The sequence below is a fragment of the Streptomyces sp. NPDC032198 genome, from assembly GCF_040636975.1.
GTDB lineage: Bacteria > Actinomycetota > Actinomycetes > Streptomycetales > Streptomycetaceae > Streptomyces.
In genome coordinates, this window is record NZ_JBEZVL010000018.1 from 145,513 (window position 1) to 158,400 (window position 12,888).

General features: G+C 69.4%; 12 protein-coding genes. 1 reads left to right on the forward strand and 11 read right to left on the reverse strand.

Features of this window, described 5'->3' with window-relative positions:
- Positions 1-18: 18 nt before the first annotated feature.
- The 8 genes from AB0E78_RS37325 to AB0E78_RS37360 all read right to left on the reverse strand — a co-directional run bounded on the left by AB0E78_RS37325 (position 19) and on the right by AB0E78_RS37360 (position 9,159).
- Positions 19-1,203: a protein kinase gene (locus AB0E78_RS37325; RefSeq protein ID WP_361842717.1), complete on the reverse strand. Its 1,185-nt coding sequence runs from the start codon at positions 1,201-1,203 to the stop codon at positions 19-21.
- Positions 1,200-2,252, reverse strand: coding sequence for a serine/threonine protein phosphatase (locus AB0E78_RS37330; RefSeq protein ID WP_361842720.1), 1,053 nt, complete (start codon positions 2,250-2,252; stop codon positions 1,200-1,202). Before AB0E78_RS37330 ends, AB0E78_RS37325 begins: the two co-directional genes overlap by 4 nt.
- A gap of 83 nt (positions 2,253-2,335) precedes the next feature.
- Positions 2,336-3,532 (reverse strand): hypothetical protein, encoded by a 1,197-nt coding sequence (locus AB0E78_RS37335; protein ID WP_361842722.1) that lies wholly within the window; start codon positions 3,530-3,532, stop codon positions 2,336-2,338.
- 63 nt (positions 3,533-3,595) lie between these two features.
- The gene (locus tag AB0E78_RS37340; RefSeq protein ID WP_361842723.1) at positions 3,596-5,854 is read right to left on the reverse strand and encodes a hypothetical protein; all 2,259 of its coding nucleotides are present in this window, start codon (positions 5,852-5,854) and stop codon (positions 3,596-3,598) included.
- Positions 5,855-5,887: 33 nt separating this feature from the next.
- Entirely contained in the window at positions 5,888-6,283 is a 396-nt protein-coding gene (locus AB0E78_RS37345; RefSeq protein ID WP_361842725.1) for a hypothetical protein, read from the reverse strand.
- Between the two features lie 254 nt (positions 6,284-6,537).
- Positions 6,538-7,866: a M28 family metallopeptidase gene (locus tag AB0E78_RS37350; protein ID WP_361842728.1), complete on the reverse strand. Its 1,329-nt coding sequence runs from the start codon at positions 7,864-7,866 to the stop codon at positions 6,538-6,540.
- Between the two features lie 282 nt (positions 7,867-8,148).
- Positions 8,149-8,610: a hypothetical protein gene (locus AB0E78_RS37355; RefSeq protein WP_361842731.1), complete on the reverse strand. Its 462-nt coding sequence runs from the start codon at positions 8,608-8,610 to the stop codon at positions 8,149-8,151.
- A 138-nt stretch (positions 8,611-8,748) separates the two neighbouring features.
- Positions 8,749-9,159: an organic hydroperoxide resistance protein gene (locus AB0E78_RS37360; RefSeq protein WP_361054176.1), complete on the reverse strand. Its 411-nt coding sequence runs from the start codon at positions 9,157-9,159 to the stop codon at positions 8,749-8,751.
- Positions 9,160-9,338: 179 nt separating this feature from the next.
- Between AB0E78_RS37360 and AB0E78_RS37365 the strand changes: the two genes are divergently transcribed.
- Entirely contained in the window at positions 9,339-9,803 is a 465-nt protein-coding gene (locus AB0E78_RS37365; RefSeq protein ID WP_361842826.1) for a MarR family transcriptional regulator, read from the forward strand.
- Between the two features lie 58 nt (positions 9,804-9,861).
- Here the strand turns inward: AB0E78_RS37365 and AB0E78_RS37370 are convergent, their stop codons facing one another.
- The 3 genes from AB0E78_RS37370 to AB0E78_RS37380 are packed head-to-tail and all read right to left on the reverse strand — an operon-like array spanning position 9,862 to position 12,831.
- Positions 9,862-10,875 carry an ABC transporter substrate-binding protein gene (locus AB0E78_RS37370; RefSeq protein WP_361842735.1) on the reverse strand — a complete coding sequence of 338 codons (1,014 nt, stop codon included), beginning with the start codon at positions 10,873-10,875 and terminating at the stop codon, positions 9,862-9,864.
- Between the two features lie 38 nt (positions 10,876-10,913).
- Positions 10,914-11,693 (reverse strand): ABC transporter ATP-binding protein, encoded by a 780-nt coding sequence (locus AB0E78_RS37375; protein ID WP_361842737.1) that lies wholly within the window; start codon positions 11,691-11,693, stop codon positions 10,914-10,916.
- Position 11,694: 1 nt separating this feature from the next.
- The gene (locus tag AB0E78_RS37380; RefSeq protein WP_361842739.1) at positions 11,695-12,831 is read right to left on the reverse strand and encodes an iron ABC transporter permease; all 1,137 of its coding nucleotides are present in this window, start codon (positions 12,829-12,831) and stop codon (positions 11,695-11,697) included.
- Positions 12,832-12,888 lie beyond the last annotated feature (57 nt).

The following is a 12,888-nucleotide window of genomic DNA, read 5'->3' on the forward strand; positions in this document are numbered from 1 at the left end:
GTCTCCTCGGAACTGACGTTATGGCTTGCGACGGTCGCCCAGATTGATCCGCACCCTGGACGTCTTCGACGCGGCAGGACGTGACTCCTCGGGAGGAGAGGCGGCTGGGGCTTCGGCGGCAGGGGTTTCGGGGGCCGGCTCCTGAGTGGAGACCGGAGCCGGGCCGGTGGCACGAGGGGCGCCGCCGCCCTTGAGATTGGCCCGGATGCGGCTGACGCGCTCGGAGGAGCCTCCCGGCCGCGCGGCGTTGCCCGTGTCCGCGCCGGGCTTCGTGTCCGGTTCCGACTTCGACGTACCTGGTCGACGGAGCTGGAGTGCGCACACCTGGGGGTCCTTGAGCGCCGTCAGGTATGCCGCCATCCGAGGCCGTTTTCTGGGCACCAGGGCCGTCATGGCCCGGATCAGCCCCTGCATGGAGTCCGAGAGGCGGGTGTCGACGGCCAGCGCCTCGCCCGCGTTGACCGCGTCCGCGGGAGAGCCGTACCGGTCGGCGTGGCCGGGCAGCGCCCCGGTGAGGTAGTAGTGCGTCATCAGCCCGAGCGCGAAGGTGTCGACAGCCGTCGTCAAGTCTTCCGCCTGAACCGTCTCGTCCTCCTGAACATAGCGACGCCACTCGGGTGCGCCGTACAGCGAGTCACCCGCGATGTCCTGGCGTCCTGGGGGCTGACCCGTCAGGTACGAGTCGTCGAAGTCGATCAGCTTCGCGGTGTGGAAGGCCGCTCCGCCCCGCTTCTGCACCAGCACGTTGAGCGGTTTGAGGTCACCGTGCACCACATCGATGTCATGCAGCAGTTGCACACTGTTCGCCAGAGTCTTCAGGAGCACCGCCTTTTGCCGTGGGTCCAGCGACTGGGGCTTCTCCAGGGTGGAAGTGTCGATGCGTTCGGTGACCTTGTAGTACGTACTGCCCTCGTGGAAGAAGTCCGTGGCGAGCACGAGGTTGCCGCCGCCGCGCGCGTCAGGGCGCAGCCGCTTCATGATGCCTCGGTGCCGGTCCTCGAATTCCTGGCAGACCTCGAGCCGGACACGGCGACTCGCCGCGCTCGCCGTGGAGCCTTCACGGGGCCGTTTGGGCTCGAGGAAACGCTTGAGGAAGAACTGTTTTTCGCTCTTCTCCGCGAAGGCCCACATGCATTTGCCGCCGCCCGCGTTGGTCGGCTCGCTGATGATGCGATACCCCTTGATCACATCGCCAAGTTTCATGTCCGCTCCTCCGGCAGCGCCGGCAGATAGGTCTCGTAACCGACGCGGTAGGCCTGCCAGGTCGTTTCCTGCCAGGCGCGGATCTCGGATGGCTGGTCGGTCGCCTGGGGCGTACCGCTTCCCAGGAGCTTCCGTACGTCGGCATGGCGCTGAGTGAAGTCGGACCGCAGGCGAGAGAAGTCCCTGTAGCCCAGCGCGACCAGTGCGAGCGACGCGTCATCCGCCGTGTAGCCCTGCACGCTGCGCCGGATCAGGTCGGCCCACTCGTCCGTGCTCTGCGCCCGCATCAGCGTATGGAGCAGCACATACTCGAATTCCGCCGGCGTATGGACGTATCCGAAGAAGCCGTCCGTGGCGGTCAGTAGCACGGCTGGGAGCTGCAGCGTCCTCCGAGTGGCGTCGATGGTGAATTCCCGGTCCGCGCAGATCGAGTTGGTCATCGGCGGGTCCGAGCGCAGCAGTGCGAGCGCGTCTGCCTCCTCCGTGTGATCGCGGGTGACCACATGCAGCCCGCTGCCCGGGTGCAGGAGGTAAGCGCGCGAGTCGCCGGCCCAGAGGGCCTGCATCTCCAGCTCGTTGTCGTCGCGCAGGTGGTACTGCACGGCTGCCAATGTGGTGGGTAGTTGGCGACGCATCTTGCCCACGATCTTGCTGCGTCGCTGTGGCGCGGACTCGTGGAAGTAGTCCAGGTAGTCACGCAGCTGCTCGGCGGTATCCGGCTGCTCGCGCGTGACCACGTCGTGGAACCAGCAGTCGGTGGCCAGTCGCGCCACGCGAGAACCGACCCACGCTCCGGTCCGTGTCCCGCCGTCCGGAGCCTGCCAGACGGGTGCTGAACCCGCGCCTCCCGAGCCGTCGAATACAGCGATCAGCCCCTGCGCCGTCCCCAGATGGTGGGCGATGAGTGGCTCGGCGTCCTCGCCACGGCCGGCGACGCGTTCTGTCCATACGCCCACGGATTGCAGCCCGCTCACGTCACGGACCCACACCATCGCGGCCGGGGCGGGCGGCGCGTCGGCCGTGGGTGGTTCGACCTGCTGGTCGGGCATTGCCGTGGATGGCAGGGCCGGGCGTTCGCCCGCGCCGTTGCCCGGGGCATCCACCCGTCCCCCGGCTGGGCTGGGGTGTGCTGTCATCGCCGATCACCGGCGTCCTTGCCAGGGCCTCGCGCGCCGTCAGAACGCTTGGCCGTGCCTCGCACTCGGCTTGCGCGTCGTGGCGCGTCGGACTCGGTCGGCTTGGCTTCAGTAGCGCCGGAGGCGGAAGGCTCCGGATCGCTGGGGCGGGGTCGAGGGGGTGGGGGAACGGCGTGGCCCGGCGCAACTGGCTCGTCTTCCGGTGGCCGGAAGGTCAAATATGGGCTGGGCGCACGTGGGGTAACCACTTCGCCCCGCAACGCCGTCCGCTCCGACGGTTCTTCGGGTTCGGGGCGTTCATCGGCCACCGGCTCGGCCGCGCCGCTTCCCGAAGTCAGGGTTCCCCTCAGGCGGCTGCGCCGCCCACCACCGAACGGGCGATCCCCGTCACCCAGGACGTCCTCCACGACGGCGCGTTCCAACTCGGCCTGTTCGAACGGCTCTCGGTGCGCGTCGCCGCGCTCCAGGACCATACGCATCGCCTGGAGACGGGCCTCGCGTTGCTCGGCCTCCCCCTTCTCGATCCAGGCGAGTGCGGCACGGGCCCCTTCTTTCTCCATGATCTCGGCGATGATCCCCTCGACCCCCTCGTCGCGGATCATGTCCAGGTGGCGCTTGCGGCGCATCCCGTCCAGGCGGGTTTCGCGTACGACACTTCGGAACTCGCGTCCGCTCTCGGCGATCTCGTCCTCGTCCACGAGGAGCTCGACCTGGATGTTGCGCAGCCGCACGGCCGAATCACCGGCGAAGCCGTGGAGCGCCGAGTTGAGGGCTTCCTCCGCATCATGGAATTCGGCGATGTCGTAGCCGCGGGACACCTGCCGCAGCATCCGGCGTATCGCTCCGTACAGCGCACCGCTCATGTCCCTGATGCCGCGTGCCACCACCTCGGCAGGGTCGGCGACCTGAGCGATCAGCTCCACCCGGCTGCGGAAGGAGAACGTGGCGTCTCGGCTGAGCAGGGCCACGTCCAACACGAGCCGGTGCTCGGTCAGGTCGACCGTGTAGACCCGTTGGTACGCGCCGAACCGTGCTGCCGCGATCTCACCGCCGGGAAGGACCGTCAGCGCGGGCCCGCTGTCCGGGACCAGCACCAAGGCTCTGCCCGGAGCCGGCGGGCGCAGCGGATTCGTCAGCCGCCATCGTGGTAGCGGCTGGCTGTCAAGGACGGGGTCATACGTCAGCTCCTCCACTGCTCTCCTCTCCTCTGCTTCTGCGTCCTGCGGGGTTGCAACGGACCTGTACGGGGGTGAGAGTCAGCTCGCACGCTCCACGGCGCGCCGCAGCGCGGCAGAGTTCGGGGAGGGGCGCTCCCGGTCACCCGACCAGCGCGCCAGCCACCAGAGCAGCCGCTCGCGGTGCTTGCCCGGCCTGCGGGCAATGTCGACCAGAAGCAGGCTGATCTCGTCCAGCGCGCCGGGGCACCGGTCCGCGTACTCGTCTATCCAGCTCCGCAGGGCCTCAAGTGCCGGTTCCTGTACGGGCTTACGGGCCAGGGCCCGAGCCCACAGCTCCGAGACCCGTGCCGCGTCCTGCGGCAGTCGGCCGAGCAGTAGCGGAACCCCGGGCACCGCGCCCTTCAGCGGGCCGGTGCCGGTGGTGCCGGGGGCAGCCTGTTCGTAGGGGAGAGACGTTGCGAAGACAAATGCCGACAGCGTCTTCACCACCATCGGGGACACGTCCTGCGGCTGTGACCAGTCGAGGTAGGCGTCCAGTACTTCACTCGTCCGGCCCTGATGGAGCAGGTGGACGCCACCCCAGGTGACCGGCGTGAGTGTGCCCCAGTCGTCTCCGCGGTCGAGTGCCGTGCGCAGCACACGCAGTGCGCGCTCGGGTGTGTTCCTGCCGAAATGTCCGCCGACCGCGTTCGCTGCGGTGCCGGCCAGTCGGCGCTCGTAAGCGGACGATCCGCTGCCTGCCCAGTCCTGCAGCAGTTCCCAGACCTGCTCGGCAGACTCCGGAGCGCCGCCTGCCACGCCCAGGGCGGTGGCCGCGGCTTGGCGTACGGGCCAGGACGTGCTGCCTGCCCAGGACTTCAGGTACCGGTGCACGGCGTAGTGATGGTCGGCTCGGGCCAGCATCCCGGCCGCGACGGCCGCCTGCGCCCGCACCTCCAGATCGGCGTGCCCGAGGAGCCGGCGCAGCCAGCTCAGAACCGCTTCCCGGCGGCCGTCGAGGGTCGTCCACGCGTAGGCGACCACTACGTGCCGCAAGAGCGAGCTGCGGAAGCGCACACGGGGTGGCCCTGGTGTGCCGTCCTCCTCGGCGAAGACCAGCTCGATCCAGGATTGTTCATGCCCGAGCCGGTCCCGGAACCGGATGTCGGGCGGCGCGGGATCGGCCGGCGCCAAGGCCTTGTACAGCGTCATGGCGGCGTCGGCGACCGTGAGGTAACGACTGTCTTCCAGGACAGCCGTGGCCAGGGCAAAAGCGATCGCCTCTGGCTCCGGGTGGCTGTGGAACCAGGTGTACACCTGGTCGCTCGGGTCGCGTAGCGCGGCAACCGCCGCCGCCAGGTCGCCCTCCGCGGTGATGACCGAGGCCAGCGAGACCGCGTGGCTTGCCCAGGGGCGTTCGCTCAGAGCCGCCACGGCGCCGGAGGACTCCAGAACGGCGTGCAGTTCGGAGCGCAGCCCGGGATCGCCGCCGAGGCCGAGCACCCGCCGCTCCACGACGGCCACGGGGTCGACGGTGGCCACGGGATACCGGGCCACCGCGTCCGTGCCAGGGCCTGATGCCAGCACGTCCAGATCGTGGCCGCCCACGAGTACCAGATGACTCTGCGCGGTGCGCAGCCTCGCAGCGGCTCCTGCCAGGCTACGGAGCCCTGCCGCACCGAACGGGCGTACGCCTGTGGGGCCGTCGTCGAGCACGGCGAGATATCCGCTGTGCTCGGCCGGTGGCTCCCAGTCCGGGGACGCGATCGCCGAAGCGTCGAGAACGTGATGACAGGAGCCGCCCAGGGCGCCGTTCAGAGCCAGCGTCTCGGCCAGGAGATTGACGGCGGCAGCCGTGCGTCCGCTGCCGGGAGGTCCGGTCAGCACCAGCAGGTGGTGCTCCCGCAGGAGGTCCAGTGCATCGTCGTAACCGTCGGGCTGGACGTACAGCTCGGTGTACTCGGAGAGTTCGGTCTCCGCCAGCGGTACGGTGCATGCTGCGCCCACCGGCTGTGTGGATGCACGCCGACCGTCGGTGTGGAAGCCGCCGCCGAAGCTGACAGAGTCATTGAACAGCGCGAGCGTGCCGATCCGCGTACCTGAGGCGTCGGCGTTCAGGCGCTCGGCGATGAGGTCGGCGATGGCCCCCGCCCGAAGTGCTTCCGAGCGCTCGGCCTCGTCCTGACCGCCGCCCTCGGCGAGCGACTGCAGCGCATCCGATTCACTGACCGGGCCATCGCCGTGCGCACCATTGAGGGCAGCGGTATCCGTCGACGGGCTGGTCTCCGCGGCGGGCGGAGTGTCGGGCACGCCTGCGGCCCCGTGTGCTGCCTCGGACGGCAGCGATTCCTCGCTCATGAACTCTTGTTCTTCCGCGCTGCCTTGAGGTGGTCAGGAGATGTTCCAGTCGCCCTGGATCTCGACTTTCTGGTTGAAGACCTGGGCGTTCTTGATCAGCGCGGCGTTCACCTGCGCCCCGCCGCCCTGGGCAGCTACCGCTTCGTCGACCATCCGCCGTACATCCGCCTCGAAGTCGCGGTCACGGAGCATGTGCGCCAACAACACGCGCTGCAACTGCTCTTGTGCGCTTTCGTCATCAGGCTGCCGCTGTACCTGGTCGAGCGCGCCCTCGGCGTCGGTGTCACCACGGAAGCGCGCTCTGATCCGCTCGACCAGCCGCGCCCCACCGTTCCAGCCGGAGCGGCCGGCTTCTTGAGCGGCGGACTCCGCCATGCCCTTGACCACCAGAGCAACCCCGGCGGCTGCGGCAGCGGTGAGCGGATCCATGTACTCCCCCGTATTTCGTACAGACAGGCTTCTCAACCTAGGTGAAGGGGGTTACTCCGGTGGCGCACTGCTCACGAATGTCTAAAAATTGCCGGTTCAATTGTCAACGCGCAGTGAGTTAGGGCCAGTTCGGTCCGCAGGGTCGACTTTGTACGTCCAGTTCTCAGCCATGCCCGCACAGGCTGAGCAGCGGTGCGCGCCCCCCGTGTGCACCAGGCGGAGGCGCGCAGGCCGGTCGTCTGAGCCGGGCAGGGTCAGAACGTCAGCTTCCAGCTGTTGATGTAGCCGGTGTCCTGCGCTGCCACGTCCTGCACGCGCAGCTTCCAGGCGCCGTTCGCCGCCTCGCTCGACGCGTTGACCGTGTACGTCGCGACGACGTTGTCCGCCGAGTCGTTGCTGCTGGAGTTCTTCAGGCGGTACGCCGTGCCGTCGGGGGCGACCAGGTCGACCACCAGGTCACCGCGCCAGGTGTGCCGGATGTCGACGCCCACCTGCAGGGTGGCCGGGGCGTTGCCCGTGCGGCCGGTCACGTTCACCGTCGAGGTCACGGCCGCGCCGTTGTCCGGGATGGTGACGTCCGCGGTGTTCTCGTACGTGTCACCGGGCGGGACCGGGGTGTCCGCGCCGAGCGTCCAGATCGCGTAGGCGATGGCGTCGCTGTTGCGGTCCAGGGCGGTGTCGTTGATGTTCGCCGAGGTGTCGCACGACGCGTGGTAGCAGCGGTCGAAGGCCTGGCCCGCCGTGCCGCCCCACTTCTGGGCCTGGGCGGACGTCTTGGTGTAGTCGGCGCCGGAGAACAGGCCGCCGACCGGGATGCCGACGTTCTTGAAGCTGGCGTGGTCGGAGCGGCCGTCGCCCTCGGTCTCTATCTCCGTGGGTATGTTCAGGCCCGCGTAGAAGTCCTTGAAGGTCTTCTCGATCGTGGGGTCGTCGTCGTAGACGAAGTAACCCGGGTTCGGGGAGCCGATCATGTCGAAGTTGAGGTAGCCGCTGACCTTTGAACGCTCCGCGGAGGGAAGGTTGTTGACGTAGAACCGGGAGCCGATCATGCCCAGCTCCTCGGCGCCCCACCAGGCGAACCGCAGGTGCTTGGCGGGCTTGAGCTGCGCGCGCGAGACGGCGAGCGCGGTCTCCAGGATGCCGGCCGAACCCGAGCCGTTGTCGTTGATGCCGGGGCCCGCCGTGACGCTGTCGAGGTGGGCGCCCGCCATCAGGACGCTGTTCGCGTCGCCGCCGGGCCAGTCGGCGATGAGGTTGTAGCCGGTGGCGCCGCTGGAGGTGAACTGCTGGACGGTGGTGGTGAATCCGGCCGCGTCCAGCTTGGCCTTCGCGTAGTCGATGGAGGCCTTGTAGCCGGGGCGCCCATGGGCGCGGTTGCCGCTGTTGGCGGTGGCGATGGACTGGAGCTGCGAGAGGTGCGCCTTGACGTTGGCGAGCGGGATGTCGGGTGCCGCGAGCGTCGGGGAGGGGGCCGCGAGTGCCGTGGGCGCGGTGACGGCGAGCAGTCCGGCGGCGGCGAGCGTGGCGATGCCCGCGGTGGCCCGTCTCAGGGTGCGGGGCAGGGCAGGTCTGGAGATTCTCATGTGGGGCTCCGAATTCCGAACAGCGAGGGGGACGGAACGTACTGACGCCCTGCGACGCGGGTGCCGCAGGGCGCTGGAGCTGTACTGGGCTGCACTGAGCCGAAGAGAGTTGCGTGAGTGGGACGCGTGAAGTGAGGTGCGTGGCGCGAAGTGCGTTGCCTGATATTGGGGGTGCGTCGACGCGCCGTCAAGAGAGGAAATCGGTCAGAAGCCGGTCAGCCAGTTTCGGATACCGGACACACCCGAAGACTCTCGGAACCCCGCGGGGGGTGGGGCGGGCCCTCAGTCCTCTTCGGGCGTCTCGGGGCGCAGCAGCGGGTGCTTCACGCCCGGGAACACCCGGGCCTTGATCACCGGCTCGGCGGACGCGCCCTGGACCACCGTCTCGGCGATGCCCCACGGGCGGCCCGGCAGGACCACGAGGATGGTGTACGTCGAGGCGCAGCCCATGCAGTCGTAGCGGTCCGCCCAGGTCTCGACCTCGGTGCGGCTGCCGGGGTAGCGGGCCACGTGGCGGTGGCGGGCGTGGCAGTGGTCGCACTTCTCGCCCGGCTCGCAGGTGCCGCCGCAGGGGCACGGCACGTCCAGGGTCTCGGCGGGCTGCCAGCGCTGCGTGACGACCGCCTCGCGGGTGGCGCCCATGTCCTTCATGGCCTTGAGGTTGCGGGCGGCGACGTTGTACGACTCGCCGGTCGACGTCATCCGGTTCCGGATCACGTCCTTGCGTCCGCGGTTCGTCGTCATGCTGGGCCTCCTGGGGTTCACGCAGCCCACCAGGAGGCCCATGAGATCGGTACCTCTACGGTACCCGCCGTCGGGCCCTCTCTTGTTCGACCCCTTGCTCGATCTCCTGCCTGATGCCGCGATCGGCCGCGGGCCCGGCTACTCGATGACGAGCTCGACCTCGATGTTGCCGCGGGTCGCCTTCGAGTACGGGCAGTACGCGTGCGTGGCCTCGACCAGCTGCTGCCCGGTCTCGCCGGCCAGGGAGTCCGGCAGCTCCACGCGCATCACGACCGCGAGGCCGAAGCCCGCGTCGTCCTTGCCGATGGAGACCTCGGCGGTCACCGAGACGTCCTTCGTGTCGACCTTCATCTCACGGGCGACCGCTCCCATGGCGCTGGCGAAGCAGGCCGCGTACCCGGCGGCGAAGAGCTGCTCGGGGTTGGTGCCCTGTCCGTTGCCGCCGAGGGCCGGGGGCATGGCGAGCGCGAGGTCGATCTGGCCGTCGGAGCTGACGGCGCGGCCCTCGCGGCCGTTGGCGGTGGCGACGGCGGTGTACAGCGCGTTCATGGGGGTGCCTCTTCCCTCGGTCTGAGAACGGAACGAGAGGAACGGGGTGCGTTCGCTCTGCCCTAATGGTTGCACACGATTTAGTTGTGCACAACTGAGTGGCGCGTGCGAGGTACGCTGGAGCCATGACGCCATCGCCGACCGCCGTACCGCCCCCGCCCGGAGGCGAGCTGCCCGACATGCCCGACGCGGAGCTGCCCGACGTGCCCGACGCCGAGCTGCTCCGCCTCGATCACCAGGTCTGCTTCTCGCTGCACGCCGCCTCGCGCGCCTTCGGCGGCGTCTACCGCGATGCCCTCAAGGATCTGGGCCTCACCTATCCCCAGTACCTGGTGATGCTGGTGCTCTGGGAACACGGCCCGCAGCCCGTCAAGGCGATCGGCGAGCGGTTGCGCCTCGACTCCGGCACGCTCTCGCCGCTCCTCAAGCGTCTCGAGGCCGCGGGGCTCGTACGGCGCGAGCGCAGCGCCGCCGACGAGCGCTCCGTCACCGTCCAGCTGACGGAGGCGGGGGACGAGCTGCGCGAGCGCGCGCTGCCCGTCCCCCGCCGGATCCTCGCGTCGACCGGGATGACCGTCGAGGAGATCCTCACCCTCCAGGGGCTCCTCGGGCGGCTCACGGGCTCGCTCGACCAGGCCCAGTGAGGGCAGTCTTGGGGGAGGGCTGACCTGGTGAGGCGGGCTCAGTGAGGCTCGGGCCGCGTCACCGCTTCAGTTCCCGCACGTACTTCCCGAACTTCTCCAGGCCGTCGATGTTGCGCGGGCCGCTGATGCCCTCGTTGTAGTCGAGGACGAAGAAGTTGTTCTTCTTCACGGCGGGCAGTTCCTTGGTGTGCGGGGACTTCCTCAGGAACTCGATCTTCTTCTTGGCGGGCATGTCGCCGTAGTCGAAGATGATGACGACCTCGGGCTCGGCCTTGGCGACGGCTTCCCAGTTGACCTGGGTCCAGCGCTCGTCGAGGCCGTCGAAGACGTTCCTGCCGCCGGCGGCCTTGATGATGTCGTTGGGCGGGACCTGACTGCCGGCCGTGAAGGGCTGGTCCGTGCCGGAGTCGTAGAGGAAGACGGGGACCCGGCCGCCCCTGGGAGTCTTGGGGGCCTTGGACTCGACGGCGGCCACGCGCTTCTTGAGGCCGCCCACGACCTCGTCCGCCTTCTTCTCGACCCCGAAGATCTTGCCCAGGCGGTCCAGGTCCGAGTACAGGGCCTTGAACGGGGTGACCTTCTCCGGGTACTTGGGGTAGTTGAAGCAGCTCTCCGTGTGCATGAAGCTCTGGATGCCGAGCTTGTCCAGGATCGCCGGGGTGATGCCCCGCTGGTCGCTGAAGCCCGAGTTCCACCCGGCGACGACGAAGTCGGACTTGGCCTCCACGACCAGCTCCTTGTTGAGCAGATCGTCGCCGAGCATCTTCACCTTGGCGTACTCCGATGCCCAAGGGGACTCGCTCACCGGGGGGTTGGCCGGAGGCATCACGTAGCCGTGGACGTGCTTCGTCAGGCCGAGGCTGAACATCTTGTCGGCGCTGCCGCCTTCGTAGACCACCGCGCGCTGCGGGGTCCTGTACGGGACCGGCTCACCGCAGCGCTTGACGGTGACCTTCTCGGGGGCGCCCGCGGCTCCCTCGGTGTCGGAGGCTGTGTCGACCTCCGCGCCGCAGCCGCCGAGCAGCAGGGCTGCCGCGAGCGCCGATCCGATGGTGGTACGTGTTCTGGGCATGGTCCGGTGGTGCCTTTCCGATGTCTGTGGCTCGGGTGTCAGAGGAGAGTGGCGGGGGTCAGGGCATAGAGGAGTTGGGGGTCGCCGGTCAGGGGGTGGCTGATCACGCTGGCCTTGACGCCGAACACCTCGTCGACGAGCCCCGTCGTGAGCACCTCTTCGGGCGTCCCGGCGGCCACCAACACGCCGTCGGACAGCACCCCGAGGCGGTCGCACGCGGCCGCCGCGAGGTTGAGATCGTGCAGGACCACGAGGACGGTGAGGCCCGAGCCCTTCAGCAGCGAGAGGAGCTCTATCTGGTGGCGTACGTCGAGGTGGTTGGTCGGCTCGTCGAGGACCAGGATCCGAGGCTCCTGCACCAATGCCCGCGCCAGCAGCACGCGTTGGCGTTCGCCGCCCGACAGGGTGAGTACGCCGCGGTCGGCGAGGCGGGTGAGGTCGAGGCGGGCCATCGTCCGCTCGCACAGCTCCCGTTCGCGCGCGCCGAGTGCCTGGTTCCCGCGCAGATGGGGCGCGCGGCCCAGGGCGACGACTTCCTCGACGGTGAAATCGAGGTCCACCGAACCGTCCTGGGCCATCGCGGCGATGACTTGCGCGCTGCGGCGCGGGGTCAGCCGGGAGACGTCGTCGTCGCCCACCCGGACCACACCCGAGCTGGGGCGCAGCGCGCGGTAGACGCATTTGAGGGCGGTGGACTTGCCGCTGCCGTTCGGGCCGACCAGGCCCACGATCTGGCCGCTGCCGACCGCCAGGGACAGGTCCCGGACGAGGAGCTTCCCGTCGAGGGTGACGGACAGGCCGTCGAGAGCGAGTTCCATCTCAACGTCCCCCGAACATATAGCCCTTGCGCCGCATCAGTGCGACGAACACCGGCACCCCGACCAGCGCCGTGATGACCCCGAGCGGCAGCTCGCGCGGCGCGACCAGCGTCCGCGACAGCAGGTCGACCCAGACCATGAACACCGCTCCGACCAGCGGTGCGACGGCGAGCACGCGCGCGTGGGTGGCACCGACCACCATGCGTACGAGATGGGGCATGACCAGGCCGACGAAACTGATCGCACCGCTCACGGCGACCATCACGCCGGTGATGAGCGAGGCGAGCAGGAGCAGGCCCTTGCGGTGCCGGTCGGGGCTGATGCCCAGGCTCGTCGCGGTCTCGTCGCCGAGCGCCAGGACGTCCAGCGCCCTGCTGTACCGGTGGAGCACGGCGATGCCGAGCAGCACGCAGGCGGCCACGACGGGCAGCGCACCCCAGGTGGCGGCGCCGAAGCTGCCCATCGTCCAGTACAGGACCATGCTGGTCGCCTCGCTGTCCGGGGCGAAGTAGATGATCACGCTCATCACGGCCTGGAAGCCGAGTGCCATGGCGACGCCCGTCAGGACGAGCCGCAGCGGCGAAAGCCCGCCACCGCGGCTCGCCGAGGCGACGTACACGAGTAGGGAGGCGACGAGCGCGCCGATGAACGCCCCCGCCGACACCGCGTAGATGCCGAGTGTCGCGAGCCCGCCGGTGACCGTGACGGCGACCGCGCCGACCGAGGCCCCGGAGGAGACGCCGAGGACGAACGGGTCGGCGAGCGCGTTGCGCACCAGCGCCTGGATGGCGACGCCGACCGCGCTCAGCCCCGCCCCCACAAGTGCCGCGAGGAGCACCCGGGGTGTGCGGATCTGCCAGATGATCTGATACGTCGTCACCTCATCCGCGTCAATGCTTCCGCCGCTCAGCGCCGCCCACAGCAGCCGGGCCGTGTCACCCGGGGTGACGACGGCGGAGCCGAGGCCGATGGCCACGACGACGGAGACGAGAAGGACGAGAAGAAGCGCGCCGCAGGTCACCGCGCAGCCCGCGGGGGTAGCGAGCCGGTTCCGAGCACGAGGGGCCGGCGGACCGGAACCGTGCGCACCGGCCGCCGTGATGGTGGTCGCTGTGGCGGGGATCGCGGTCGGGGGCATGGCGTCGGGCCTTTCGAGTCGGAGGGGGATCGGTCGCGAGGGAGGGAGGGAGGTGGC

What these genes read in the sequence shown, in the direction of transcription:
- AB0E78_RS37325 (WP_361842717.1), bottom strand. Translation starts at nt 1,203, where the DNA reads ATGAAACTTGGCGATGTGATCAAGGGGTATCGCATCATCAGCGAGCCG.
- AB0E78_RS37330 (WP_361842720.1), bottom strand. Translation starts at nt 2,252, where the DNA reads ATGCCCGACCAGCAGGTCGAACCACCCACGGCCGACGCGCCGCCCGCC.
- AB0E78_RS37340 (WP_361842723.1), bottom strand. Translation starts at nt 5,854, where the DNA reads ATGAGCGAGGAATCGCTGCCGTCCGAGGCAGCACACGGGGCCGCAGGC.
- AB0E78_RS37345 (WP_361842725.1), bottom strand. Translation starts at nt 6,283, where the DNA reads ATGGATCCGCTCACCGCTGCCGCAGCCGCCGGGGTTGCTCTGGTGGTC.
- AB0E78_RS37350 (WP_361842728.1), bottom strand. Translation starts at nt 7,866, where the DNA reads ATGAGAATCTCCAGACCTGCCCTGCCCCGCACCCTGAGACGGGCCACC.
- AB0E78_RS37355 (WP_361842731.1), bottom strand. Translation starts at nt 8,610, where the DNA reads ATGACGACGAACCGCGGACGCAAGGACGTGATCCGGAACCGGATGACG.
- AB0E78_RS37360 (WP_361054176.1), bottom strand. Translation starts at nt 9,159, where the DNA reads ATGAACGCGCTGTACACCGCCGTCGCCACCGCCAACGGCCGCGAGGGC.
- AB0E78_RS37365 (WP_361842826.1), top strand. Translation starts at nt 9,339, where the DNA reads ATGCCCGACGCGGAGCTGCCCGACGTGCCCGACGCCGAGCTGCTCCGC.
- AB0E78_RS37370 (WP_361842735.1), bottom strand. Translation starts at nt 10,875, where the DNA reads ATGCCCAGAACACGTACCACCATCGGATCGGCGCTCGCGGCAGCCCTG.
- AB0E78_RS37375 (WP_361842737.1), bottom strand. Translation starts at nt 11,693, where the DNA reads ATGGAACTCGCTCTCGACGGCCTGTCCGTCACCCTCGACGGGAAGCTC.
- AB0E78_RS37380 (WP_361842739.1), bottom strand. Translation starts at nt 12,831, where the DNA reads ATGCCCCCGACCGCGATCCCCGCCACAGCGACCACCATCACGGCGGCC.